This is a genomic window from uncultured Paraglaciecola sp. (genome assembly GCF_913020055.1).
Taxonomy (GTDB): Bacteria; Pseudomonadota; Gammaproteobacteria; order Enterobacterales; family Alteromonadaceae; genus Paraglaciecola.
Genome location: NZ_CAJWCF010000010.1, coordinates 22058 through 48557 on the forward strand (window position 1 = coordinate 22058; position 26500 = coordinate 48557).

The window sequence follows — 26500 nt, forward strand, 5'->3', positions numbered from 1 at the left end:
TATCATTGGACTTGATCAACCGTGTAAATCGTCCAAACCATATCATTTACACTCACAGTTTTACTCAATTCAGCCATTATACGGCGATTAGTTTCATGGGCTGTTGCTGTATCTCTAGTATCAGCTAAACGTTCAAAACCGTGACCAATAGACGAAACACGGTCTGGGGAGATGTTGAAATCCTTAACCAAAACTGATACTGCAGCTTTTGCTCGGTTTTCTGACAAAATTTGGTTCTGCTTTGCACTGCCAACTTTACTGGTGTGCCCCTCTATAAACACTTTTAAGTCCTGCTTTTCTTCAAGCATTTCTGCTAATTGCTGAATTACTGGAAACGCTGAAGGCGGCAAGATGTAAGAGTTATGAGCAAATTTAATATCCACTTTAAGTGGCACAATATACGTAGATACTTTTCCGCAACCGTAGTTATCAATGGTCGCGCCTAATACCGTATTTGCACATTTTTCCCGAGCTTCAATAACCCCATCCCGATCGAGATCATTTAAATCATGTAACTGTTTAACACTAGGTTCTACCTTAACTATGTTATTGCCAGCACAGCCACTAAGCAAGATAGCTCCACACAGTAATAGGGATAATTTTTTTGTTGGAAAGACCTTAAAAAACGACAAATCACTCACTCTTCTATTAGTGCTCATAATCATGCTCTCCTTGCCAAGCAGTTGAACGAGTCACCCGCAAAGATTCAAGTAATTGTCCGGTTACATTCAATAATCTGTATCTGGCAATCAGTTCGTCAAAATTTGCATCTAGATAATCCTTACGTGCCTGAAAGAGTTCGTTTTCTGTATCTAACAAGTCGAGCAAATTTCTTTGTCCCAAACTAAATTGTTGTTGATACGCATCTTGAGTGTCTTTTGAAGTGACAACATGTTGTTGAATATATTGTTTTTGTAATCCCAACATTTCATAAGCATTCCACGCCAAACGAAAGCTTTCTGTGACTTGACGATGGGCTCGGTAATTTATTTCTTGTGCTTCAGTGGTTTTATAAGCGGCACCTCGTTCTAACGCCACATCTTTGCCGCCTGAATATAGGTTATAACGCATGCGTAACATCACAGTTAAATCGTTACGATGACCACCAACATCTGAGCCGATTCGATTAAAGCCATCTTCGCCTGCGAGGTCGTTGTCAACATTCGCTGCCACTTCAAGGGACAATTTAGGATAATAATTTGCTTTAACCGAGCCACTATATGCACGGGCAGCTTGGATATCTAGCTGGGCAGATTTAATAATTGGGTGACGCTCTATTGCAAACACCAATCCGCTGGTTCTATCAGTTGGTAACATATCAGCATCTGGCACCGGCATGACTAAATCATCTGGCATAATATTGGTTACGCTAATAAATTCTGCTCGTGCATCTTCATAATTGTTACGGGCGGCAATTAAATTAGAATGGGCGCGGGCTAAACGACCGGTTACCTGAGACAGATCCGCTATGCTGCCCATCCCAGAATCGGTACGTTCTTTTATCTGACCGTAAATTTCTTTATGTGAGTCGACGTTCTTTTCAGACAAAGTCACCAATTGCTGAGTTTTCAAATAATTTAAATAGACCTGGCTAACTGACAAAGCCAAATCTTCAGCGGTACTAATCAAGGTCCACTGTTCTGCACTGGCCTCAAACTTAGTACGTTTAACTTCGTGACTGGTGAACATTCCATCAAAAAGCATCTGCCTTAAACTGACACCAAATTCACCTCGTCCAAGTTCTGTTTCACCATCATCAAAACCCAACTCTGATAAACGATTACCTGGCGTGTTGGTATATTCATATCCATACCCAGCGGTAATGTCGACTGTTGGCAAATATCCTGCCGTGGCGCGATTAACATCTTCTTCTTTTGATTTGAAACGAGCAAAAGCCTGACGAATATCTGGGTGTGTATCCAAAGAAAGGGCTACGGTCTGTTCCAAACTTTGTGCATGTAGTCCTTTAACGGACAATGCAAGTAGGCATAATGAGCAGAGTGCTGCTGTTATACGCATAGTGATGTACCTTTAGTCACAATAAACTCCATGTTTTTATTATTTTAGTGAAATTACTTTATCGCTCTCTAAGCGCAGCTTCATTAGCCCGCAAAAGTGGATTTAATATATATTCCAAAATCGTACGTTTACCTGTTATCACGTCTACGTTTGTCATCATACCCGGGATAATCGGCATTTCTTCTTGGTTTTTGTTTTTAATACTTGAAGCGTCTGTGCGAACTCGAATCAAGTAGAAACTATTCCCCTCTTCATCTTGCGTTGTATCAGCACTTATATGTTCTACTATACCAGTTAACCCTCCGTACCGGGCAAAATCATACGCGGTTATTTTAACTATTGCAGGTAATCCTGGGTAAATAAAACCAATATCTCTAGGTTTAATTTTAGCCTCCACCATTAACCTATCTTCCGTAGGGACAATTTCTGCTATGGTTTCGCCAGGTTTAATTACGCCACCTAAAGTATTGATATGTATAGTTTTAACCGTACCAACAACGGGCGATAAAATTAGTGCCTTGGTGACTTTGTCCTGAGCACTTACTTGAGATTCATTAATACGCGACAGTTTATTTTGTAACTCATTCAGTTTTGCCCTTACCTCATTGCGGTAAGACAACACTGTTTCGCGACGGTTTAATACAGCTTCTTGTAAGGCTGATTTTAATTGGGGAGTTAACAATCGTACACCATCTAATTGACCTTTGAGATCATTTACGATGCGCTCTAATTTATACAGTTCTATCTTCGATACTATGCCTTTTTCGGCAAGGGGCGTTGTTAAGGCAAGTTCTTTTTTAGCCAAGGTTAAACTGATGTCTAGGGTACTTATTTTTGATTCTAGTTCAGTTATTTCCTGCTCTCGTTGTTGTATTTGCTGGCCTTGAATGGCCAACTGATTTATTAAGTTATCCAACCGACCAGAATATTCTTCTTGTTGTTGTGTCACCATAAATTCGGCATTTAGATTGAGATCTTCTGGGTAAACAGGCACGTTTTTGCTTATCTCAATTTGCAGTTTCCAATCGTCATTATTACCCACCAAAATGCTTGATATTTCGGCTCTTAAACGAATAATATTTGCTCTTAAACTGTCGACTTCTTGTTTTTGTTCTGCAAAGTCTGAACGAAAACGAGTGTCATCAATTCTGGCTATCGGTTGGTCTTTCGTTACCGGCATACCCTCTTCTACGAACCATTGTTGTAACACTCCACCGTCTAAACTTTGAATAATCTGCACTTGAGATGAAGGGATCACTTTCCCCATTCCAGAGGTAACCTGATCCAATGCAGAAAAGTAAGCCCAAACAATAAAGCTCACCAGTAGCCCTGCCATAGACCATATGATTAAACGATGCAAACTGGGTACTTCAGTTAACATGGCGCCATACACGTCATCGGCCATTTCTAAATCTTTCTGGCTAACTTTCATAGGTTAACCGCCGCTTTGTTCTTACCGTCTTTGAGCTTTTGCAAAACCACGTCTTTGGGACCATCGATCACTAACTTGCCTTTTTCTAAAACGATAATCCTATCCACTAAAGACAATAATTCCATTTTGTGAGTAATTAACAATAAAGTGCGATCAGTTGCCGTGGCGCTTATGGATTTAATAAACTGTTGTTCGGCGCGCGCATCTAAACTGGCTGTTGGTTCATCTAATAACAATATTTGAGGTGCATTTAAGATGGCCCGAGCAAGCGCAATCGATTGACGCTGTCCGCGAGACAGATTTTTACCACTTTCACCTACCTGTTGATCAAGACCTTGGGTTTCATGATCGGTAAAGGTGTTCACCCCTGATTGTTGCACCGCTCTGATAAGCTGGTATTCGGTGACTTGTTTGGTACCAAACAAAATATTATCGCGAATAGTGCCATGAAATAAGATGATATCTTGGGGTAAATAACCAATATTTCGCCGTAGATCACTAGGGTGTATCTGTTGATGATTTAACCCATCAAAACGAATGTTGCCAGATGTTGGTTGATACAAACCCAATAATAATTTGGCTAAGGTGGTTTTACCTGAACCATTACGTCCTACTATGGCGATTTTTTCACCTGGCTTTATATCTATCGACATAGGCTGCAAAGCAGTATTTTTTGTATCCGGGTAGGTAAAACTGACACTTTCAGCACAAATATTGCCGGATAGTTTAGGACGACTAGCGAGGTGGGCTTTGTCTTCAAACTCCCCATCTTGCTCCATTAAACTGTCAAGCTGCCTTAAGGCACTGATAGTTTGATTAGAACGTGTCATCAAACCAGCGAGCTTAGCTACAGGTGAAATAGCGCGACCGGTTAACATCACTGCCGCTATGATCCCGCCCATAGAAATCAGGTTGTCCGATACTCGGTATACACCTAGTACCACCACTCCAATCACCGAAATCTGCATGATAAAACTGGCAAAGTTGACCACCGAATTAGTGATCATTTTAGATTTAAGTAACCAAGTAGAAGTGTGACCAATCATTTGTTGCCAGGCATTTTGTACGACGCCTTCGGCACCATTGGCCTTAATTGATTCTAACGCACCTAAACACTCAATTAGATGACCATGGCGTAAACTAGAAAATTTATTACTTTCTTCAATTGCGACCCGAAGTTTAGGTTGGGTAATAACCGTGTATCCAATAATGAGCAAAGAGGCAACAATCGGAAATAAAGCTAAATCACCAGCCACTAACCAGATACAAAACATAAATAACAAGGCAAAAGGTAAGTCCACTAAAGCAGTAATGGTAGCCGAAGAGAAAAACTCCCTAACGTTATCAAATTCAGTGATTTGCTTCGCCATACCGCCAATACTGGGCGCACGTTTTTCTAGTGGAATTCCCACAACCTTGGCAAACAATTTGGAGGACACTTCTATATCAACTTTCTTCCCTGCAACGTCAATTAAATAGCCGCGCAATTGTTTCAAAATAAAGTCAAATATATACGCCACACCCGCGCCAATGGCTAAAACCCACAAGGATTCAAAGGCTAAATTAGGCACTACTTTATCGTAGATATTCATCACAAAGAGTGGCGAAACCAGAGCAAAGATATTCACCATAATAGACGCGATGATCACATCTCGGTATATAGGTGTCGCACTTTTAACATGTTGCCATAACCAATGTTTTTTCGAGTCATTGATATACACATCAAAATTTCTGTCACCACGGTATTGCTGCTTGATAAGAAACAAATACCCAACAAAATTAGATTCAAGTTCTTCAATTGAAAGTTGTTCTTCCCCGCCAGTTTCAGGCAAGGTGACAATGGCCTTGTTTTCTTCTAGGTTGAGCTCTTGCAAGACACAGGCGTTTTTGTCTTTGAGCATCAAAACACAAGGCAACAGCATAGAAGGTAATTCGTTTAAACCCTTTCGAACTAGCTTGGCACTCAGTCCGGCCCTAGATGCTGCTTGAGGTAATAGTTCTGGAGTCAGTTGACTGCCAGTAAGAGGAAGTCCTGCTGTTAACGCTTCGGCAGAACAAGGATCGCCAAAGTGTTCGGTTAATAACACTAAACTATCTAATAAAGGATCTGAAGTTAAACGCTGCGATGCGTTTATAGTCCACTGAGTAGAGGGTTGATCCGAGGATTGCACGTAGTTTTAGATTCCTTAAAACAAAACACATCAAACATAACACAATCCATAAAAATATGACTGTGTTATGCAAAATTGCACGCTAAAAGAATCTTACTATAACAATTCCACTGAGTCGAATTCAGCAATGGGTGCGTTTGTGGCTACTGCCTGATCACTTATTATAGTTCCGCCACCTTCCAGCAAACCATTAGTGACTGTGGTAAAAGAGTCATGATCTAGGCCACTCTGATCTTTTTCTAATACAACTGGGTCTAATAGAGATTCTTTGAATGCACTTGCTAAGTCAATATCGAAACTAGCACTTTCATCCTCTCCTAGGGCGGCTAAATAAGTTTCAAGTCCGTCAGTGTTGTCATTAGTTAAGATATCACTTAAATCATCTAAGTCTGGAGAATATTTGGAGGCGGGATCTTCTACATTTATCAATTCTTTTGCATCAAGATCCGTATCTATTGTACTACTGATTTTGCTAAAATCTATATCGAAAGACAGTCCAGATGGCTGTGCAGGTTCAACAAAAGGCCCCGCGACATTAATAGTTAAAATCGCTGAATCAGTATCAGGATTCAAATTATCGCCGTCTTGAATAGTATAACTAAAGTCCAAATTTACCGTACCATCTGCCAAGAGATTCTCTGGTGAAATAGAGAGCCGTTCATCACCTATCGCTATTCTTACTGGTATGAATGTATATACCCCCATGTTATCAATGAATAAACTGCCAAAGTCAGTTCTTATCTCTAAAGGGTTATCTGAGTTGTGTCCAGCATCCAATGCATATTGGATCCCTTCATATTGGACATGAGTAAGAATAGGTGAACCAAAACCATCATCACCAGAGCTATCAGACCTATCTCCCGTACTTTCTTCATTAACAACATTGCCAATAATTCGAGACGCAGATGCCTCCCCTCCACGCGTGCGAAAATTGATATAATTTGTATCATGATTAGCATCAGGCACGTTAGTCTCAACTGATATTGTCACTGTAGCAGTATCTGTATCAGTACCATCGCTAAGAGTATAATTAAAGGTGGGTGCGGACGAGCCATCAAGGAAACCTTTATTTTCATAGGTAAAGTCTCCATCCGCATTAATTTGCAATATTCCATTGTCTTTTGCGCCATTGAAGACCAAAACATCAGTTGGCGATACAGCGGTCACAACACCATCTATTATGCTAAAAGTAGCAACACCGCTAGCAGGATCAATTGCCAATTCAATATTATTGATATGTGTAACATTAAGGCTGGCCCCGTCGCCACCGTCTGTGTCCACTACGCCATCACCATCATTATGGGTGACCACATTGCCACTGACCGATTGCCCTTCATCCACGCTAAAGCTGTCATCTGCTGCGACTGGGGGATTGTTCACATTCGCTACATTCACTCTCACAGTCGCTGTGCTGGTATCACCATCTGCATCGGTAATGGTATAAGTAAAGGTATCCGCACCCACAAAATCTGTGACCGGGGTGTAGCTGAAATTGCCCGCGGCATCCACGGTAACCGTGCCGCCATTCACCGAGGTAGTATCAAAATCCGTGACTGTAGTGACTGGGTCACCCAAGTCATCATTGCCTAACAGGGTGCCTGTTAATGAGGTGTTTTCATTGATAGCAAAGGTATCATCCACCGCATCGGGTAGTTTGTTGACGTTAGCAACGTCCACTCTCACAGTCGCGGTGCTGGTATCACCATCTGCATCGGTAATGGTATAAGTAAAGGTATCCGCACCCACAAAATCTGTGACCGGTGTGTAGGTAAAATTGCCCGTAGCATCCACGGTAACCGTTCCGCCATTCACCGAGGCACTATCAAAAGCCGTGACTGTGGTCGCTTCATCACCCAAGTCATCATTGCCCAACAGGGTACCCGTTAATGAGGTGTTTTCATCCATTCCAAAACTGTCATCTACTGCTTCTGGTAAGGCATTAACATTGTCTATAGGATCAACAATTACCGCAGCGACCCCAATAGGATTGTCCAATTCAGTTGTATCATAACCGGCACTGGCCAGTAATTGATTGCCGTCCCGGGCTAAGGTAACAAAATCGGTTCCTTCATTAGCCGTCTCGCCACCCGCTGCCGTATCAGGCAAATCAATGTCATCACCAGATTCTATCAATGCTTGAATAGCATCGATATCAGCTAGCACATTATCGTCTACTGTCTCGTTAGTCGTTTGGTTTTGTGATTGGGCTAGTGCTGTTAGCGAACTTGGCTCTATAGTTTGCGCATCACTGGTCAATAACGCTTCAGGTTCAGCTGTTATCTTTTGCTCTGAACCATCATCAAATACCAGACTAACTTCACTACCTTGGGCAAGGTTTAACACTGTACCAGGCGCTAATCTATCACCTATTTCTAAAGTGGAATTTTGTAAGGATCCAGCTTGTACTAATCCGTTAACATCGATTATTTGCGCATTTTTTGAAATAGTGAAATTTTGCATAGATAACAGTCCTAATAATTTACTTATATCACAAATAAAATCGAGTCAGCTTCAACGAAATTCTAGTGTCACTACCTTGTTAAACTTAGCAATGAAATTGATTAACTTACCCAAATGAGAGTAACAAAATATTCTGTCTATCTTTAGTACTATATGACTGTATAAGGCGGAATAAGGTATTCCGTCTTATACATATGTATGAAATTCAGTAGAGGGTAGGTTGGACTCTTAACGATATAAGAAGGATCCAATCAACAATTAACCTTTAAATTTACGTGCACCTAAACCAAGAAGAACTAAAGCAAAAAGAGCAAGGGTAGAAGGCTCGGGGACTTGAGTAGTGCGTTTAAATACATAATTTATGTTAAAGCCAAGGACAGCGCGATCAGACACATAAGCTGAAAAATCTCCCTGCTCATAAGCATCATTAGCATCACCATTCACATTAGCAAGTGTGTCTTCTAACACTATATTAAGTCCAGGTGATGAATTAAACGAGTCATACCATGCTTTATGATTAACATCGGCGTACAATAGACCAGCTAGAGCATCTAAACGCTTTTCTTCATTAATTTCGTCTTCCGTAATAACGCCAGACGCATTGACGTCCTCCCAAAAAGCGGATAATGCGAAATCTTCCGATTTATCACCAGGAACAGAAAATAATTCCATTGCAGCTTCTAGGCCATTTAAAGCTTTATTTTCTTTTTTATCGTTATTTCTCAAATCAAAAAATCCGACATATTCCCATAGGTCTTTACCATCTGAATAAACTTCACCTTTTTGGAAATAGATAATACCGGCATTAGATTGCCCTACTAAACCCATTGACATAACAACTGCGAACATAACTTTTAAGAATTTACTACTCACAACATTCTCCAAGCGGATTCAAAATCCATAATAACATTTCAATAATGCCGATTTGTAATAGTAACATAAAATAGGCAATCGATAAAACAGCTTATGTTTCAATCAAATGCACCAATCAAGCCAACTTTAAAATAACGTTATTTATCAACTCGTTACAATAAATTTACAAGTCAAAAAAATGACACCTGTTAAAAATACTGACACATAGATTGGATTAATTTACATCATTTGAAAAAATGAGCTAAGGGATTAACTAATCAATTGGTTTAAATGAAGATAACCTAAAAGCTTTTAGTAAAAAGCTGGTTGAGCCTGCCTAATATGTTAGCTGAACGTCTAGGGAGATGGTTTCTTAAATATCCATAACATCAAAAACCTTATATTAAACAAACATAGGGATCTTGTTTACTTAATTATTTTTTAATGCGATTTTTAGTAGTCAATTTATGAAAATTTATTTTTAGTGGCAAGTCTTGCATCAGGCTAAATCCACAACAATGTTGTTTTATGGGGGTAAACAACACTTTTTTGTCTAAAACTTTTAGCCTAGTCCACAAAATATGCGGCAACATCGTATTGACATAAAGGGTTATCGGAATACCTTATGGCTATTAAAATTGCCGTTATCACCCACCATTTTACTTTGTGAGACCTAGTGATGCTAAAACTTAAACCATGTTTGTTATTGATCATTTTACTCTTTTGTCAAACTTCATATGCCAATCAGCCCTTAGGTTGCCCTACAGATTTGCCACCAATACCTGCGGGAGAGAAAGCAAAATTAATCTCCAATGACTTTCTTTTTTTGGAAGGGCCAACTTGGTCAGAAACCACAAACGTCTATTATTTTTCTGAAATGAATTTCAGCAGTACGCAAGAAAACGGGCCCGATGCCAAGATTTATCAGCTTAAGTTACCTAATACCCTAGCCGTTTTTATCGAGCATAGTGGTACAAATGGTTTATTAGCAAAAGGGGGGGAACTCTTTGCTATGAACCATGATTCCCAGTCTGTTTCTAGCTACTCATTGACCACTAAACAGAAAATTATCATTGCTGACAACTTCCATGGCCAACATTTTCATTCACCTAACGATATGGCTTTGCATACCAAAAAACATATTTACTTTACTGATCCTGACTGGCAATTAGGTGACCGACTACCTCAGTTAGATTTCACTGGTGTCTATTGGATAGACCCAGAAGGTAAAGTGTCACTGGTGGATAAGTCTTTAGATAAACCGAATGGCGTTGTGTTGTCCTTAGACGAACGGACACTGTATGTAGGTGACGCTGAAAACAGAGTGAACACTTATCAAGTTTCAGAGGATGGCAGTGTATCAAACACTCGTAAGTTGTTTGCCAATATCCAATCCCCAGACGGGATGACAATAGACTGCGCAGGCAACCTTTACATTACCAGTCACGCAGAAGGCAGTATTTACCTATATTCAGCAGAGGGTACCAAGCTAGATAAGATTGAAGTTGGCCCTAATACTACCAATGTTGAATTCGGCGGCCCAGATATGCAGACACTACTCATTACTACAGCTTCAGGACTTTATAGCATTCGTACTAACCTGCCAGGCGTAGTGCGCTAGCTTTGATTTAAATAGCTTAGGAAATAAAACACGAATTTTACACTACGCATAAAAAAGTCGGGCTTGCCCCGACTTTAATTTAAGATTCAAAATTTACATTAAGCGGCTTTTATATGAAAAACACCCACATCAGCTTCCACCACTTGGACCTTGGTACCAGAGACCAAATGTTCACTGGCAACTAACTTCCAGTCGATGCCTGAATAATGGTAAACGGGTGTCAATTCAGGGGCCACATCTTCAACCAAAATAAAACTATGACCTACTAAATCGCCTTTTGCTTTTGTTGTGTCTACCTGAGTTTGCATATTCTTTAAAGGTTTCCATAACAATACGGCCGCTACCGCTGTCAGTAAACCAGTGCTAAGCAGTGCCGACAACAACGTGTCTGGAATAATACCCACATACAATAAGCCAGCACTTACCAAAGCAGCACAACCTACAAAAAACAGTACAAAAGTTGAAAAGCCCAACACTGCAATTTCAATGACTAACATAAGAATGCCAAAAATGAGCAAACTTTGAGCTAAATTATTGAGTGCCCACTGCATACATTACCCCTTATTTAACTGGTTAATAATGGTCATGGCTTGTGCTACCACACCAGCGGCCTCTGTTGAACCGTCTGGCAACAACACAACTGAAGACTCTTTGGCAATAGCATGTTTGGCTTCGATAGCTTTGGTGGCTAAATCAAGCTGAATGGCTTTTTGCCCTTCTTCGGTGGCCGCAGCCTCACCTACTTGGCGTAGCGCTTCAGCTTGAGCTGTGGCTACCGCCACTATAGCTTTAGCTTCACCTTCAGCACGTAATACTTGTTCAGCTTTGTCTGCTTCTGCGGCTAATACTACCGAGGCTTTTTCACCTTCAGCACGGTTAATAGCAGCCTGCCTATCGCCTTCTGATTCAAGTATTTGCGCACGTTTGACTCGCTCAGCCTTCATTTGTGCTTCCATAGCTTCCATTACCGATTGAGGTGGCACAATATCTTTTATTTCATAACGCAAAACCTGTATGCCCCAAGGGCTAGCAGCGTCATTAATGGCTGAAACAATATTAGTATTCAGCACATCACGCTCTTCGAAGGTTTTATCTAATTCCATTTTACCTAATTCAGAACGCATAGTAGTTTGCGCTAATTGAGTGACTGCGAATTCGTAATCGTCTATGCCATAGGTTGCTTTGTAGGGATCAAGCACTCGAAAATACAAAACACCATCTACCGACAAAGAGATGTTGTCTTTGGTAATTGCGCTTTGTTCAGGAACGTCAACGGCTTTTTCTTTTAACGAGCGATCCGCAGAAATACGGTCAATAAAAGGCACAATGAAATTTAATCCGGCTTCTTTAGTTGACTGAAATTTACCAAATCGTTCAATTACATAAGCACGGTTTTGTGGGACAAACTTGATGGAGGTTTTGAGTACCACCACCACAAACAGTAAAATAAGAGCTTGAGGGGTAAAAATATAATCGAGCAATAGTTCCATAACTGACTTCCTTATTCGGCACGGCTAGACTTGCCGTAGGGTAGATATATGGCCAAACTGGGCAATTTTCAAGCTTTTTCAATCTTTTAACGCATAGATCACTTTCACAAACACAGTTGCTTTGTATCTAATCCTTTACTGCTGGCAACCTGTTCAAAGGAATTGTTTTGTTGCTTGCATTGAATATCAGGCACAACAACTGACGCTGTTCTAAATGATAAATTACCTGCCGATTCTTCTGGTCTGCATTTGGAGATAGCTTATGTCCACTTATAACCACTCACTTATAAACACTCACTTAACTTTAGCCATAATCATCATTCGATATGATAATAACTACGCGGGTAAATGCTAAATTATTGACTGCATTCATCATAAACAGATAGATAACAGGGTTGCCCATGAGCACAACAGAAGATGCCAATATCGAAGAAATACAGATGTTCCGCGATATGGTTTTGCGCTTTTTAGAACAAGAAGTCTTACCCCATTACGATACATGGGAAAAAAACCACAAAATGCCACGAGAAATGTGGAACACCTTAGGTAGCGCAGGCATGTTATTGGTGGATTTTCCTGAGAAATACGGTGCGGCTGGTGCAAGCTTCGACGTCTGTCAAATGATCCAAGAAGAAATGTGTCGCATGGGTTTCCACGGATTAGGCACCGGTTATAACATTCACGCAAATATAGTGGCGCCCTATGTCATGAACATTGGCACACAACAGCAACAAGACCAATGGCTACCCAAAATGGTAACTGGCGAAGTGGTAACAGCTCTTGCTATGACTGAACCAGGTGCGGGAAGTGATTTGGCAGGCATGCGTACCAGCGCAGTAAAAGACGGCGATGAATATGTGCTAAACGGCTCTAAAACATTCATTACCAACGGCAACACTGCTGAAATGATCATTGTATGTGCCAAAACTGATATACATGCTGGCTCTAAAGGTATTTCTTTATTTTTAGTCGATACAAGCTTACCCGGATTTTCAACCGGTAAACCGATTGAAAAGATGGGGCAACATTGTAGTGATACTGCCGAATTGTTCTTTGAAAATATGCGTATTCCCAGTGATGCTTTATTAGGTGAAGAGGGCAAAGGGTTTGTATATTTAATGCAAGAACTACCTCGCGAACGACTTGGATGTGCGGTACAAGCCATTGGTCACGCTCAGGGTGCCCTTGATTTAACCTGTGATTATGTAAAAGAACGCAAAGCGTTCGGCCAATCCGTTTCGCAATTTCAAAATACCCGGTTTAAGTTAGCACAGTGTCAAACCGAACTTGAATTATGTCGAGCACTTTTAGAAAAACATATGTACAAGTACAAACAGGGTAAAATGACAGTGTCCGATGCAGCCATGTTAAAACTCGCTGCCACAGAAATGCAACTGACTATGGTCAACGAATGCCTGCAGTTATTTGGTGGTTATGGTTATACCGACGAATATCCTATCTCGCGTTTTTATCGAGATGCTCGTATACAAACAATTTACGCGGGTAGCTCAGAAATTATGAAAGAAGTGATAGCACGCGGTATTTTAGGTCGATAACAAACCAAAGTGATATAAACGTTATTATTGGCAATAGTAACCTTTATATCCGTTCAATTTGAAGAGTAGTTAATTAAGACATTGCAGCAAGTAATACTAATTACCCATAGTAGATAGTAGGTTGCGATATCTATTTTAGTTTAGCCACGCATAACTTAATTTCATAAAGACTGAGCGTTCGCTTTGGGTCAAAGATGTCACCACATCATCTTGATAAGATAAGTCTGAATAACCCACAAAGAACTTGGTCAAAGGGTTGAGCTTGTATGAATACAACAGCTGTGTGCTCAATCCTTTACTGTTGGCGTCAACATCAAATGTATAGTTTTGTTGATTACGTTCAATGTCTGAATACACTAAAATTAGGCGCAAAAACTGGCGTTGATCAAACTGATAGGTAGCACGAAAATCTGAAAGGTTAGCGGTAAAAAGTTGCTGGTTATCCACTTCGAAGTCCTGATAAGTATGACGCAACTTAAACTGTAAACTCTTGCCTAAATTCCAGTTAATCGTTGGGCGTACTAATAACTGTTTACCCAAGCGATTGTTGTCATAATCGATATGATCACCAAAACGCGAAAACGTACTGATATACCATGCAGGGCTTGGGCGCATTTCAAAATAAAACGAGCCCATTTGTTCGGTAAACAAGGTACTGTTATTAGTGATACTCAGATTACCCGGATTATCACGTAAACCGACTTTATCGCGCTTCACTAGGCCGACTCTAAAAAATGACTGATGTTGACCATTAACACTCAGATAAGCTTCTGCTTCTTTCTCAATTAACTCGCCATTATCGTTATGGCTGATATCCCAGTCACCAGATAACCTGATCCTATTCCACCAGCTGTTTTCGCTGAACCAATTATACCCACCACCAATAACAGACTGATGCCTGTCTGCCAAAGAACCAAATCCTAAATCGGTTCGAATGCCTGCGCCTCGACTATTTCGACGTAGAGAAACATCCCAATTACGTTGTTCATGGGAATAGCTGACTATATAAGCCTTACCACTAAAATCTTCAGTCTTTTTTAAGCGAATAGCGGTTTCTGAGTAATCGTCTTCTTGTTGGCAATTGTTGTCACAGAACTCTTTGTATAGGTCTATTGGATATTGAGTGTCAGAACGTAATATCTGCGCACGAAAGGTGTCATTATCTGTTAGCTGATATTTTGCATCAATGCCATTCACATAGTTATGGTAACCCTCTGCGTCACGCAGAGTGCTGGTCCAACCGATTGATAATTTATCAGATAAATCATAGCGATAACGAAGTGCTAAGTTTAGCGATTCCTCTTCAAAAGACGCGATACTAGAGCCCAAGTTGCCGGGCACTAAAAAGGTGGTCGATTCGTCATTGGCCACAAACAAACCAAAGGTATGTTGATTAATGCGTCCGGTTACTTTGGCGCCATAGTCAGGTGCCCCAACATTACGGGTATAAACTAAATTGTAGTTACTTGAAAAATAATCAGAGTTCTCTAAGAAAAAGGAACGTTTCTCATCAAAGAAAAGCGCAAAAGTATCGTTAATACTCAGCTGGGCAACATCCGCTTCCACTTGTGAGAAATCTGGATTAAGGGTGGCTTGCAAGGATATTTCTGGGGTGATCCCCCACTTCACATCCAAGCCTACTTCTTTGTTATCAGAATCATCCCATTCTAAGGTTTCTTCTAAGTCACGGCTCTGCCCTTTACCCATGACTAATGTGGGTACTAATGCCAAATTTTTACCTTGTTTAGCTTGTTTAAAACCAGCAATAGAGCCCATTTGACATAAGTTACATGAGTTGTTTCGATCCAGTGGCATATTTGAAATACGTAAGCGATCTGTCCTTGGGTAATAACGCACAAGTTCAGCCCCCCACGTTTTATGTTCATCACCCTCTTCAAAATTTAAAATACGCAATGGAATAGCCATTTCAACCTGATAACCATCAGCAACAATTTTACCTGCTGACTGCCAGATACCATCCCAACTGTCACTTTCTCTGCCGGTCATTTCGTTTTCAATCGAATCAGCTTGAATACCAAGAGGGTTGACAAAAAACTGATGGGCTAATCGACTGTCGTTAAAGGTATCAAGCTTGATCCCAACTAAGTCATTACTCCATATGCCATCTCTGTCTCGATAAAAAGCGCTGATGTTTTCCACATTGGGATCTTGAGCAATAAACGCCACATAGAGGGTATGACCATTTTCGAACATTTTGACTGTAGTGGTCACCGGAGGACGAGTATTTTCAAATGGACGAGTGACGTAATTAAGTTCTAGCTCTTTTGCTTGTTGCCAGTATTTATCATCAAGTTCGCCATCAACCTTTATCTCGCCTGCTATATTGGGAATATCTAACATGGCGAAATGATTTAAAACGTGGGCTTTAGAAGTATTTTGCTGGGCCCAAGTAGCATTAACGCAGACGAAAAAAAATAAGGGGCAGATCAAAAGACGAAGCATGTATTACGATTCCGATTAATAACAGTTCTTATCCAACAAGGCGTTTTGGACAGCTGCGAGAGGGTAGACTAAATGCATAAACAAAAATATCTTTATACGTTAAATCAACCTGTCAGCCCGACAAGTTACATATGCTCCAACAATTCAAGTCAGAATATTGGTCATCTCAATCAATTTAAACCATTCTGCCTTAATGCAAATTTATTTATGTTTGTGCTGTGGCAACCTGATTACGTCCGGAATTTTTGGCTTCGTATAGCGCCTTGTCAGCAATCGAGAAGGTATGGCTAACAGATGTATTAGGCTGAAATTGTGCCACACCAATACTCACGGTAACGCGACCAACAGTTGTAAACTCTTGCTTCTCTACAGCTAAACGTATTCTTTCAGCCAATTTTTCCGCAATCGCTAACTCAGTGCCATTGGCAAGAACTAAAAACTCTTCTCCGCCCCATCGTCCAATTGTATCTTCAGGGCGTAAACTGCTTTCTATATTTTGAGTCATCTCTCGTAGGATATCGTCACCGATTAAGTGCCCATGAGTGTCATTTATTGCTTTAAAATGGTCAATATCAATCAACAGCAATGAAAATGGAGTATAGCCTGACGCCATAGTACTGAGTCTGCTCTGCAACATACGGCGATTTCCAATACCTAACAAACCATCGATATTGGCAGCTTTTTCCATTTTTTCGGCGCGCAAGTTTGAAGCGTCTTTGGTTCTTTTTAGCTTAACCACACCAAACAAACAAAATATACACACGCTTTGAGATAAAGCAGCATTAAGTAACATGGCTTGAAGCACTGTATTTTTGAGCTCAAATACATCGACATGTGCAACAAAAAGTAGCGTTAACATTACACAATAAATTCCTAAGGCACTAAAAATGGCCTGGCGAGTGGGTAAAAATAAAAATGAAACTATGTATAAAACGGGTACCCACTGCAAAGTAGAAGCTACGGTGTAAATAGTGCCTGTATTGGCTGCCTGTAAAAACGTGATAATAGTTAAAAAGAGAAGATACGAAACCAAATAAATGAAAACAACTATACGAGCAATGTGTATTTTTTTGGCAAGTACACTTAGGCAATAACAAACGACCAATACAGCAAGGGTAACGCCATAACCATAACGGTCATAATCGAAGATTACCTCTAATTGCTCTTCTACAATCCACAGAAAACAAACAGCAGATACTAATACCAACAAAAACAAATTAAAAATTTTGTCACTGTTGTTAAAAAGTTTCATTAGTTTGCGTAAAATCAAGCACTTACCCCTATCATCAACATATTCGACTTAAAATAAGCTAGTTTAAATTTAGTTCTCGCGTCATGTTTTCGTTTTTATCACGATGCACAATTATATTATCTTCAATTCTTATGCCGCCAAACGGGCGTAAACTATCTACAACATTCCAATTAATATATTTAGATTGTTCGCTGCTTTTTAGCTCTGCCAATAAACTATTAATAAAATACAATCCCGGCTCAATGGTAAACACTTGTCGTGCTTCGATTGTGCGAGTATTTCGCAGAAATGGATGAGCTTCAGGGCTTGGATTGGGAGTGCCTCTGTCATCCGACACATGACCCGCTACATCATGCACTTGAAGACCTAAGAAATGACCAATACCATGGGGGAAGAACGTACTAACAATGCCTGTTTCAACTAAATCGGCTGCGGCTAAATTCACTATTCCTGTGTCAGATAGAAGTGCTGCAATTTGATAATAAGCACGGGTATGAATCTGCACATAAGACACCCCAGGTTTAAGCTCATCCACACACTGTTGGGTAATGTTGTGCAAAGACTCTATTAAGTCTGCAAATACACCATTTTCTCGCGCATAGGTGCGGGTAATATCAGCCGCATAACCATTAAAATTTGCCCCAGCATCAATTAAAAATGACCGTGCATGAGTAGGCGCTTGTGTGACCAAATCGGTGTAATGCAATATTGATGCGTTTTCGTTTAACGCAATAATATTATTGTAGGGAACTTGGTTGTCACCTTGCCTTACAGCACAAAGGTAGGCCAAATTAATATCAAATTCACTTAGTTCCTGTTCAAAGGCTATTTTGGCTGCGCGATGCCCATCAACTGCTATACGATTTGCTTCACGCATACACATCAACTCGTAATCTGTTTTGTATGCTCGCTGATAGTGCAGGTAATGCATGACTCTATCGGGATTGACTAATTCAAATCCCAGCGCTTTGGCTACTTCAATGTATTCACCTATATAAGCATATTTACTTTTATCAAAAGGTAAGTGTTTTTCCACCGCATCAGCTTGAGTCAATAAAACTATATCGAATTGCTCTGCCCAAAAATCATTTGGCTCATCTGGTACCGTATGCCAGAAGTCTTTAGGTCGATAAAACACTAGTTTGGGCTTATCAACGCCATTCACAATCAACCAGCAATTTGGGTTATCAATAACAGGCAACCAGGCCTTGAACTGCGGATTCACTTTAAATGGATAGTTGTTATCGTCTAAAAACAAGCGCTTACTTTGGCCTGAATGAATAATCAATCCGTCAAGACTCTCCCGTTGCAAAGCCTCACAAGTGCGGCTTTGCAACTCGGATATATGTTGCGGATAGGTTTCTGCTAGTTGCGGGTAAACTTGAGCTAAAGGTGACATGCCAGATTCTCATCAAATAATATATTGATAGATTAACATAAGCTTAAAGGCAAACCATTTTACAAACTGAATGGATATCAGGTGGTTTAATCAACCTTTACTAACTTTTGGGTGGGATTTCCATATTAGCTAACGCTTTAAACAGGTTCTCACTGCCACCTAGATGTTGGCTATATATTTGTTGGTACGCCAGCACTGCTTTAACGTAATTGCGGGTTTCCTTATAGGGAATAGTTTCTATCCATAAGTCCAATGGCACGTTACCTTTTTCAGGCTGCCATTGTTTTACCCTTCTCCACCCTGCGTTATAAGATGCGGTGGCCAAGATGCGGTTATTATCCATTTTGTCCATTAAATAACGCATATATTGCGTACCCAGTTCAACATTTGTGCTGGGATTAAATAGGGAGTTCCGTTTAACTTTTTTCTTGGACAGATACCGCGCAGTACCCGGCATAACTTGCATCAACCCCAAAGCACCAGCATGAGAGGCGGCATCTGGCATAAAAGAACTTTCACGTCTTACTATGGCATATGCCCAAGCCACATCAATGTTGTTTTTCTTGGCATTACTTTGCAGTTGGTTATCAAATGCCATGGGGAAACGTCGGCTCAAATCATCTAGGTAACCTGATTTGGAAAAGCCGAAAATGGCTTGGTCATGCCAATTTTCCTGACTAGCAAGTACCGCGGCAGTTACCTTCTGTGGCTGGGTTAATTGACTTTGCAAAAATATCCACTCGCGTCTTGCACTAAGATTGCGGCCTAACGCCCTAAATTCAAAGGCTCTTTGTGCAGCAGGCAATGCAGCCAACTCATCTAAATCACCTTGCGCTATCAACAACGGATTATCATTTAAACTAGCCATCTCAGAAAGCTTTCCACTGGCCAAAAACCCATAATAATGACGTTGTTTGGCGAGTTTTTGTAACCCTTGTTCACCCAGTTCCTTGGCACCTAACTTTGCGTAAGCTCGCGCTTTCCAGTATTGAAATACATTGTCGCTGGCAATTTCGGGCGATACAAAGTTAATCACGTCTAATGCATGCTGCCAATTTTGCTGCCTTAATACATGAGCTAAGTGCCAACGCAGTAGTTCTGCATCAGGCTCAAGGTTGGTGGCTTTTTCTAACCATATTTCAGCTTGGTCATGATCTGCTAGGGCTAAAAAAGTAGCAAATCGGTAAGATATTTGTTTTTGCTGATGTGCCGAAAAAGTAAATCTTTGTGATAGTTTCTCCCAACTGCGCAAGGCTAAATCTCGATTATTGCTGATCAAACGTTTTAACCCATAAACCTGTATCTCGGTTTCCTTTTCAGGGTATTTTCCTGGGAAATTTGAGAGACGTGAAACTTGGCTAGGTGAGCGGCGCACCTTTAACCAAAGATCAGCTAAATATTGCTGATCCTTTGGTAACAAGGTTTTTATATAGGGTATGAGTGTGTGGTTGCCACCGTCGGCCGCCAAAGACAACCTTTTCCAAACTAAATCTGGCGTACGTTTACCAGCCTTTTGCCATTTCTTGAATAAAACGTCGCAGTCTTTAGGTTGTGATTTACCCACTACCCACAAGTTTTCTGCCAGTTCAAATGCTTTGACATTGGCAGGATCTATTTGCAGCATTAATTCTGCATTCCTGCAGTTCAAACCGGTATTTCCCATATCTCGATAAAAATCACTAAACAGTTCTGGTTGATTTTGCTTGGCCAGATAAGCCAACCACTTTTTGCGCAAAGGTCTGTCTAAAGGAGAAGATTCATGTTTGGCTAAAAAACTTTCTATTTGTTTTTTATTCGCCATAAAGGGAAATTTACTTAAGGTTTTTAACTCGACGTAAGGTCTTAGAGGATAGCCCTCTAGTTGTTGCATAATATTTTTATAGGCACTGCCATTTGGATTGTGCGCTAACCTTTCCGCTTCAATAAATAGCTTTCGTTGTTGCTCACGAGCGAGCTTAGGTGCAGCCATTACACCTTGAGTCAACAAGACACTGATAATTACCAGACAAAACAAATAACGAATAGTCAAAAATTCCAAAACATGAAAAGAAAGGCCAGTTAAGGTGTTAGACATGATACTAACAAACTTGTTTACGGATAAAAGCGAGTATTTCGATTTATTCACTCTTTAACTGGCACGACCAGTTGAATTAAAGCTATTTACCCACATGTAACAACTCTTGATTGATTATGTTAAAAGTTAGGTTGCCCTTTCCAAATATTTTAACAACAATTCATACAGTCTATATTCGGAGGGCCATTGGCCTCCTCCCAACCCACGCTTTGGCGATAGCCACAGGAGATGAACATGATATACGAAGGTAAAAGCCTCACGGTTAAATTACTGCAAGATGGCATTGCAGAATTAGTATTTGATGCCCAAGGTTCGGTGAATAAATTCGATCGACAAACCGTTGCAGACTTAGATGCGGCAACACAAGCACTTGCTGCTAATTCAGACGTAAAAGGTGTAGTAGTCCGTTCAGCAAAATCCACCTTTATTGTGGGTGCTGATATCACCGAATTTACTGAATTATTTGATATGCCAGATGCAGAAGTACTGGACTGGGTAGCTAAAACATCTCAAGTATTTGATCGTTTTGAAGACTTACCTTTCCCGACTATCGCTGCAATCAATGGTTTTGCACTTGGTGGCGGTTGTGAAATGACTTTAGTCTGTGATTTGAGGGTGGCCGATACCACTGCCAGCATCGGCTTGCCAGAAGTCAAACTTGGTTTAATGCCAGGCTTTGGCGGTACAGTGCGCCTTCCACGCCTTATTGGCGCTGATAACGCCCTAGAATGGATGACCACAGGCCGTGATCGCAAAGCAGTAAAAGCCCTAGCTGAAGGCGCGGTTGATGCTGTCGTAGCACCAGATAAATTAGCTGATGCTGCACTTAGCATGCTCAAAGATGCACTAGCTGGCGACTTTGATTGGCAAGCTCGTCGCGCTGAAAAAAAGGCGCCACTGACCTTAAACCAAAACGAAGCTATGATGAGTTTTTCCACAGCAAAAGCAATGGTAATGGCCCAAGCTGGCAAACATTACCCAGCACCTCACATGATGGTAGACACAGTATCAAAAGCCGCTGGGCTTGACCGTGACGGCGCGCTTAAATTGGAAAACCAAGGTTTTACTACATTAGCCAAGACAGACGCAGCAAAAGCCCAAGTGGGTATCTTTTTAGCTGACCAGCTCGTCAAAGGTAAAGGTAAAAAACAAGCTAAGGCTGCTAACAAAGCCATAAAACAAACGGCTGTTTTAGGCGCAGGTATTATGGGTGGTGGTATAGCTTACCAGTCTGCTGTAAAAGGCACGCCTGTCATAATGAAAGATATCAACCAAGCAGCATTAGATTTAGGTTTGAAAGAAGCGGCGACTATCTTAGGCAAAGGCATGCAACGTGGTAAAGTAAATGCTGCCACTATGGCATCTACCTTAAATAGTATTGTTCCTACCTTAGAATATTCAGCCATTAAAGATGTCGACTTAGTCATTGAAGCGGTAGTAGAAAACCCTAAAGTGAAAAGCATAGTGTTGGCAGAAACTGAGACACATGTATCTGATGATACAATCATTTGCTCAAACACTTCGACCATCTCTATTAACCACTTAGCCAAAAGTTTACAAAAACCAGAACGTTTCTGCGGCATGCATTTCTTTAATCCCGTGCATAAAATGCCACTTGTCGAGATTATTCGTGGTGAAAAAACCTCTGAAGATACTATTTCAGCTGTGGTAGCAGCCACCTTAAAAATGGGTAAAACCCCTATTGTAGTCAACGATTGTCCGGGCTTTTTTGTTAACCGTGTATTGTTTCCTTACTTTGCTGGTTTCAGCAGACTAATTATGGATGGCGCTGACTTTGTTGCTGTTGATAAAGTGATGGAAAAAATCTTTGGTTGGCCAATGGGTCCTGCATTTTTGCTAGATGTAGTTGGTATGGATACGTCTGACCATGCATCTAGTGTGATGTCTGACGGTATCCCAGAACGTATGCAAAAAATTGAAAATGATCCGGTTACTCTTTTATACAAAGCAGATCGCTTAGGGCAGAAAAATGGCAAAGGTTTCTATAACTTTAGCCTAGACAAACGTGGTCGCCCAGCTAAGGTGCCTGCGCCAGAAGCTTACGAATTGTTTGCACCACACTGCGCCAGCAAACAAGATTTCGACAAAGACGAAATCATTGCACGAGTGATGATACCTATGGCCAACGAAGCAATACGTTGTGTAGAAGAAGGCATTATTGCCAGCGCAGCAGAAGCCGATATGGCGCTACTTTATGGTCTAGGTTTCCCTCCTTTCAAAGGCGGTGTATTCCGCTATATTGAAACGATGGGTTTGGCCAACTTTGTAGCATTAGCCGATAAATACGCAGATTTAGGTCCGGTTTATCAGATTTCTGATGGTGTGCGCGAAATGGCTGCATCAAACAAATCATATTTTGCGGACTTTTCGCAGAGCTCTTTAAAAAAAACCCACACTAAATAACCTGAGGAGAAGATCATGAAAGAAGTCGTAGTAGTTGATTGTATACGTACACCTATGGGTCGCTCTAAAGGCGGTATTTTTCGCAATGTACGTGCAGAAACCTTATCTGCACACCTCATGTCAAAATTGGTTGAGCGTAATCCAAACCTTGATCCGAATGACATAGAAGACATTATTTGGGGCTGTGTACAACAAACTAAGGAGCAAGGTTTCAATATTGCTCGTAATGCACAGTTATTAACAGATATACCGCGTTCAACGGGTGCGGTTACAGTAAACCGCTTATGTGGTTCGTCTATGCAAGCCTTACATGATGCCACTAGTGGTATTATGTCTGGCCGTGGCGATGTGTATATGATTGGTGGGGTTGAACATATGGGCCATGTGCCAATGAATTTCAATCTAGACTTTCATCCGGGCATTGCTAAACACGCCGCCAAAGCATCAGGCAACATGGGCATGACAGCTGAATTATTAGGCCGTCAAAACGGTATCACTCGTGAAATGCAAGACGCCTTTGGCGCTCGCTCACATCAACGCGCTAATCAAGCCACCATCGAAGGCCGTTGGGCTAAAGAAATCGTTGCCACACAAGGCCATGATGCTGATGGTGTATTGAAGTCTATCAGTGTAGATGAAGTGATCCGTCCTGATTCAACAGTAGAAACCATGGCTGCCTTAAGACCGGTTTTTGATCCGGTTAATGGTACGGTCACGGCCGGTACTTCGTCTGCCTTATCTGACGGTGCATCTGCCATGTTGATCATGTCCGCTGATAAAGCTAAAGCACTAGGGCTAACACCACGCGCTAAAATTCGTGCCATGGCGGTAGCTGGTTGTGATGCAGCGATAATGGGATTTGGTCCAGTACCAGCTACCCAAAAAGCACTGAAGCGTGCTGGCATGACGATGGCAGATATTGAACTTGCCGAGTTTAACGAAGCCTTTGCTGCACAAGCATTGTCTTGTATCAAACAACTTGGTTGGATTGATAATTACGATGACAGAGTTAACCTCAACGGTGGCGCTATTGCACTTGGTCACCCTCTAGGATGTTCTGGCTCACGTATATCCACTACTTTGATTAATCTCATGGAAGACAATGATAAATCTGTCGGTTTGGCTACTATGTGTATCGGTTTAGGTCAGGGCATTGCTACAGTATTTGAGCGTGTCTAATAATGTTTAAGTGAAGCATCATATTAAGGGCTCCTAATTAGGAGCCCTTTTTTTCTAATCACCAGCACCAATACTCTCAGAATTTTCTGGTGATTGTTAAAAACACCGTTAAGATGTATTGATAGCGAAGTAATAATGATGAAAAAATCAGAGGCAGTTATTAATAGATTAAAGCGGCTAATTCAGTTGGCTGGCAGTGGTGAGAAATTAGAGCCACTGATTTTTGCGCAATTTAATGAGCTTTTAACTAAAGTTCCCCTGCTATATTTTATCTTGTGTACCAATTCTTTAGCACTGGCTTACACCCATTATGGTATCGCACCCGATTATCTAACCATATATGTGGCCGGTTTTTTAAGCGTTGCTTGCATTTTACGCGCCTTTAAGTGGCATACATTTAAACAAAAAACCTTCAGTCTTGAACAAGCCAAACACCAAATAAAAATGACGGTGTTGTTTTCCATTATAATGGGCATAGGATTTTCGCTATGGTGTTTTGTACTCTATGATTACGGAGATGTCAGCTTAAGGGCTCATATTGCCTATTTTATGTCGGTGACAGTAATTGGCATCATTGTCTGCCTAATTCATTTGCCAGCAGCTGTATGGTCTACCACGCTCACCGTAGGCATTCCTTTTGTGCTATTTTTTAGCGCTAGTGGGGAACCAATTTTTGTTGCTATTGCCATTAATTTCACCATGGTAGCGGGTGTTTTAGTGTTAATTACATTAAGTTATTACCGTGCATTTTCAAATGTTGTGATAGCCAAACAAGATTTGGTGGTACAACATGCACAAACACAGCGACTTAATGTTCAAAATGAATTATTAGCCAATCAAGATGGCCTAACAAAATTAGCCAATCGACGTAGCTTTGCCAATTACCTCAGTCAAAAACTCAATGAACTTAGCCATACCTCTAGTTTTATTGTTGGCTTAATTGACTTAGATGGCTTTAAGCCAGTGAATGATATTCATGGCCATGCAGCAGGTGATCGCGTTTTGATGGAAGTCAGTCAACGCTTAACCAAAGCGCTAAATGATGACTGCATGCTTGCAAGGATTGGAGGCGACGAATTTGCCATAGTCATCGACCACAGCGCCAGTCATAACGAAGTCGAAGCCTTTGGTAAAAAAATTACGCAAATCTTAGGGCAGCCCTTCATTATGCGCACTGGTTTAGTTCAAATTTCTGGCTCTTGTGGTTTTGCCATTTACCCTGAAGCCGGAGACACAGTAGATGCGTTAATGGAAAGAGCAGACTTTGCGCTATATCAGGCTAAATCAGAAGCCAGAGGCAGCACAGTAATTTTTACCGCTGAGCACGAACGCTTAATCAGACAGAAATCAAAACTAGAGTTAGCCCTAAATCAAAGTGTTAAAAACAAAGAACTGAGCTTACATTATCAGCCTATAGTGAATGGACAAACGGAACAATTATTGGGTTTAGAAGCGCTAGCCAGATGGGATAACCCAGAGCTAGGACACATATCACCAACCGAATTTATTGCCGTTGCTGAAAAAACAGGCATGGTAACCGAAATTACCTTAGGATTATTTGAACAAGCGGTATGTGACTTAAAGCTTTGGCCTGAGCATTTGTACTTATCATTCAATCTATCAGTCCATGATGTGATTAGTCATAAAACCCTACTTGAGTTGAAACGCATTGTTGATTTCCATGGCATTCCAAGTAAACGGATCCAATTTGAAATCACTGAAACTACCATGATGAGTGATTTAGACCTTTGCTCTGCAACCACTAAAAAATTGCAAGCTCAAGGCTTTATGATTGCCTTAGATGACTTTGGCTCTGGTTACTCAAGCCTGAGTTACATTCATAAATTGGCATTTGATAATCTAAAAATTGACAGCAGTTTCGTAGCAAACTTACTTCATGATCAACGTAGCCAAGGCGTAGTGAAAACTATTCTAGAATTATGCATTAGCTTTAATGTAAGTTGCACAGTAGAAGGGGTAGAAACCCAAGAGCAAAAAGACCTATTGTTAACCCTTGGTTGCAATAACATGCAAGGTTATTATTTTTATCGACCGGCACCCATCGAACAGTTTGACTTATCAGAAAACGTGAAGCTATTTGATTAGTT

General features: G+C 40.9%; 17 protein-coding genes. 5 read left to right on the top strand and 12 right to left on the bottom strand.

The genetic code is table 11. The features are described from left to right. Positions 1-2: 2 nt before the first annotated feature. From QZ488_RS03705 to QZ488_RS03730, 6 genes are all read right to left on the bottom strand, one after another. Positions 3-659 carry an OmpA family protein gene (locus QZ488_RS03705; RefSeq protein WP_293746355.1) on the bottom strand — a complete coding sequence of 219 codons (657 nt, stop codon included), beginning with the start codon at positions 657-659 and terminating at the stop codon, positions 3-5. Continuing rightward, on the bottom strand, positions 649-2019 hold the full coding sequence (locus tag QZ488_RS03710) for a TolC family outer membrane protein (protein ID WP_293746357.1): 1371 nt from the start codon (positions 2017-2019) through the stop codon (positions 649-651). The genes QZ488_RS03705 and QZ488_RS03710 overlap by 11 nt, the downstream gene beginning before the upstream one ends. A 58-nt stretch (positions 2020-2077) precedes the next feature. Next, positions 2078-3451: an HlyD family type I secretion periplasmic adaptor subunit gene (locus tag QZ488_RS03715; RefSeq protein ID WP_293746359.1), complete on the bottom strand. Its 1374-nt coding sequence runs from the start codon at positions 3449-3451 to the stop codon at positions 2078-2080. Continuing rightward, positions 3448-5622, bottom strand: coding sequence for a type I secretion system permease/ATPase (locus QZ488_RS03720; protein WP_293746361.1), 2175 nt, complete (start codon positions 5620-5622; stop codon positions 3448-3450). Before QZ488_RS03720 ends, QZ488_RS03715 begins: the two co-directional genes overlap by 4 nt. A 96-nt stretch (positions 5623-5718) precedes the next feature. Beyond that, the gene (locus tag QZ488_RS03725) at positions 5719-8082 is read right to left on the bottom strand and encodes a retention module-containing protein (protein WP_293746363.1); all 2364 of its coding nucleotides are present in this window, start codon (positions 8080-8082) and stop codon (positions 5719-5721) included. Between the two features lie 258 nt (positions 8083-8340). Next, positions 8341-8955, bottom strand: coding sequence for a PEP-CTERM sorting domain-containing protein (locus QZ488_RS03730; protein ID WP_293746365.1), 615 nt, complete (start codon positions 8953-8955; stop codon positions 8341-8343). Positions 8956-9613: 658 nt separating this feature from the next. On the opposite strand from QZ488_RS03730, the gene QZ488_RS03735 reads away from it, so the two are divergent. Next, on the top strand, positions 9614-10555 hold the full coding sequence (locus QZ488_RS03735) for an SMP-30/gluconolactonase/LRE family protein (protein ID WP_293746367.1): 942 nt from the start codon (positions 9614-9616) through the stop codon (positions 10553-10555). Between the two features lie 98 nt (positions 10556-10653). Here QZ488_RS03735 and QZ488_RS03740 read toward each other — a convergent pair whose 3' ends face one another. Together QZ488_RS03740 and QZ488_RS03745 are read right to left on the bottom strand one after the other, a co-directional pair. Then, a complete protein-coding gene (locus QZ488_RS03740) occupies positions 10654-11106 on the bottom strand; it encodes an NfeD family protein (RefSeq protein WP_293746368.1) in 453 nt (150 codons plus the stop codon). Positions 11107-11109: 3 nt separating this feature from the next. Beyond that, complete coding sequence (locus tag QZ488_RS03745) at positions 11110-12045, bottom strand: slipin family protein (protein WP_293746369.1); 936 nt, start codon at positions 12043-12045, stop codon at positions 11110-11112. 401 nt (positions 12046-12446) lie between these two features. On the opposite strand from QZ488_RS03745, the gene QZ488_RS03750 reads away from it, so the two are divergent. Further along, entirely contained in the window at positions 12447-13601 is a 1155-nt protein-coding gene (locus tag QZ488_RS03750) for an acyl-CoA dehydrogenase family protein (protein WP_293746371.1), read from the top strand. A 135-nt stretch (positions 13602-13736) separates the two neighbouring features. Here the strand turns inward: QZ488_RS03750 and QZ488_RS03755 are convergent, their stop codons facing one another. The 4 genes from QZ488_RS03755 to QZ488_RS03770 all read right to left on the bottom strand — a co-directional run bounded on the left by QZ488_RS03755 (position 13737) and on the right by QZ488_RS03770 (position 20789). Beyond that, positions 13737-16064 carry a DUF5916 domain-containing protein gene (locus QZ488_RS03755; RefSeq protein ID WP_293746373.1) on the bottom strand — a complete coding sequence of 776 codons (2328 nt, stop codon included), beginning with the start codon at positions 16062-16064 and terminating at the stop codon, positions 13737-13739. Between the two features lie 205 nt (positions 16065-16269). After that, positions 16270-17316, bottom strand: coding sequence for a GGDEF domain-containing protein (locus QZ488_RS03760; RefSeq protein WP_293746375.1), 1047 nt, complete (start codon positions 17314-17316; stop codon positions 16270-16272). Between the two features lie 58 nt (positions 17317-17374). Next, a complete protein-coding gene (pepQ, locus tag QZ488_RS03765; RefSeq protein ID WP_293746377.1) occupies positions 17375-18715 on the bottom strand; it encodes a Xaa-Pro dipeptidase in 1341 nt (446 codons plus the stop codon). Positions 18716-18815: 100 nt separating this feature from the next. Then, a complete protein-coding gene (locus QZ488_RS03770; RefSeq protein ID WP_293746379.1) occupies positions 18816-20789 on the bottom strand; it encodes a lytic transglycosylase domain-containing protein in 1974 nt (657 codons plus the stop codon). 234 nt (positions 20790-21023) lie between these two features. Here QZ488_RS03770 and fadB point away from each other — a divergent pair, with 234 nt between their 5' ends. From fadB to QZ488_RS03785, 3 genes are all read left to right on the top strand, one after another. Further along, positions 21024-23213 carry a fatty acid oxidation complex subunit alpha FadB gene (gene fadB / locus QZ488_RS03775; protein WP_293746381.1) on the top strand — a complete coding sequence of 730 codons (2190 nt, stop codon included), beginning with the start codon at positions 21024-21026 and terminating at the stop codon, positions 23211-23213. A gap of 15 nt (positions 23214-23228) precedes the next feature. Beyond that, positions 23229-24392, top strand: coding sequence for an acetyl-CoA C-acyltransferase FadA (fadA, locus tag QZ488_RS03780; protein ID WP_293746382.1), 1164 nt, complete (start codon positions 23229-23231; stop codon positions 24390-24392). Positions 24393-24530: 138 nt separating this feature from the next. After that, a complete protein-coding gene (locus QZ488_RS03785) occupies positions 24531-26498 on the top strand; it encodes an EAL domain-containing protein (protein WP_293746384.1) in 1968 nt (655 codons plus the stop codon). The last annotated feature ends 2 nt before the right edge of the window (positions 26499-26500 follow it).

Bases quoted from the DNA above. Each gene is read 5' to 3' on its own strand.
- QZ488_RS03705 (WP_293746355.1), bottom strand. From the start codon at position 659: ATGAGCACTAATAGAAGAGTGAGTGATTTGTCGTTTTTTAAGGTCTTT.
- QZ488_RS03710 (WP_293746357.1), bottom strand. From the start codon at position 2,019: ATGCGTATAACAGCAGCACTCTGCTCATTATGCCTACTTGCATTGTCC.
- QZ488_RS03715 (WP_293746359.1), bottom strand. From the start codon at position 3,451: ATGAAAGTTAGCCAGAAAGATTTAGAAATGGCCGATGACGTGTATGGC.
- QZ488_RS03725 (WP_293746363.1), bottom strand. From the start codon at position 8,082: ATGCAAAATTTCACTATTTCAAAAAATGCGCAAATAATCGATGTTAAC.
- QZ488_RS03735 (WP_293746367.1), top strand. From the start codon at position 9,614: ATGCTAAAACTTAAACCATGTTTGTTATTGATCATTTTACTCTTTTGT.
- QZ488_RS03740 (WP_293746368.1), bottom strand. From the start codon at position 11,106: ATGCAGTGGGCACTCAATAATTTAGCTCAAAGTTTGCTCATTTTTGGC.
- QZ488_RS03745 (WP_293746369.1), bottom strand. From the start codon at position 12,045: ATGGAACTATTGCTCGATTATATTTTTACCCCTCAAGCTCTTATTTTA.
- QZ488_RS03750 (WP_293746371.1), top strand. From the start codon at position 12,447: ATGAGCACAACAGAAGATGCCAATATCGAAGAAATACAGATGTTCCGC.
- QZ488_RS03755 (WP_293746373.1), bottom strand. From the start codon at position 16,064: ATGCTTCGTCTTTTGATCTGCCCCTTATTTTTTTTCGTCTGCGTTAAT.
- QZ488_RS03760 (WP_293746375.1), bottom strand. From the start codon at position 17,316: ATGAAACTTTTTAACAACAGTGACAAAATTTTTAATTTGTTTTTGTTG.
- pepQ (WP_293746377.1), bottom strand. From the start codon at position 18,715: ATGTCACCTTTAGCTCAAGTTTACCCGCAACTAGCAGAAACCTATCCG.
- QZ488_RS03770 (WP_293746379.1), bottom strand. From the start codon at position 20,789: ATGTCTAACACCTTAACTGGCCTTTCTTTTCATGTTTTGGAATTTTTG.
- fadB (WP_293746381.1), top strand. From the start codon at position 21,024: ATGATATACGAAGGTAAAAGCCTCACGGTTAAATTACTGCAAGATGGC.
- fadA (WP_293746382.1), top strand. From the start codon at position 23,229: ATGAAAGAAGTCGTAGTAGTTGATTGTATACGTACACCTATGGGTCGC.
- QZ488_RS03785 (WP_293746384.1), top strand. From the start codon at position 24,531: ATGAAAAAATCAGAGGCAGTTATTAATAGATTAAAGCGGCTAATTCAG.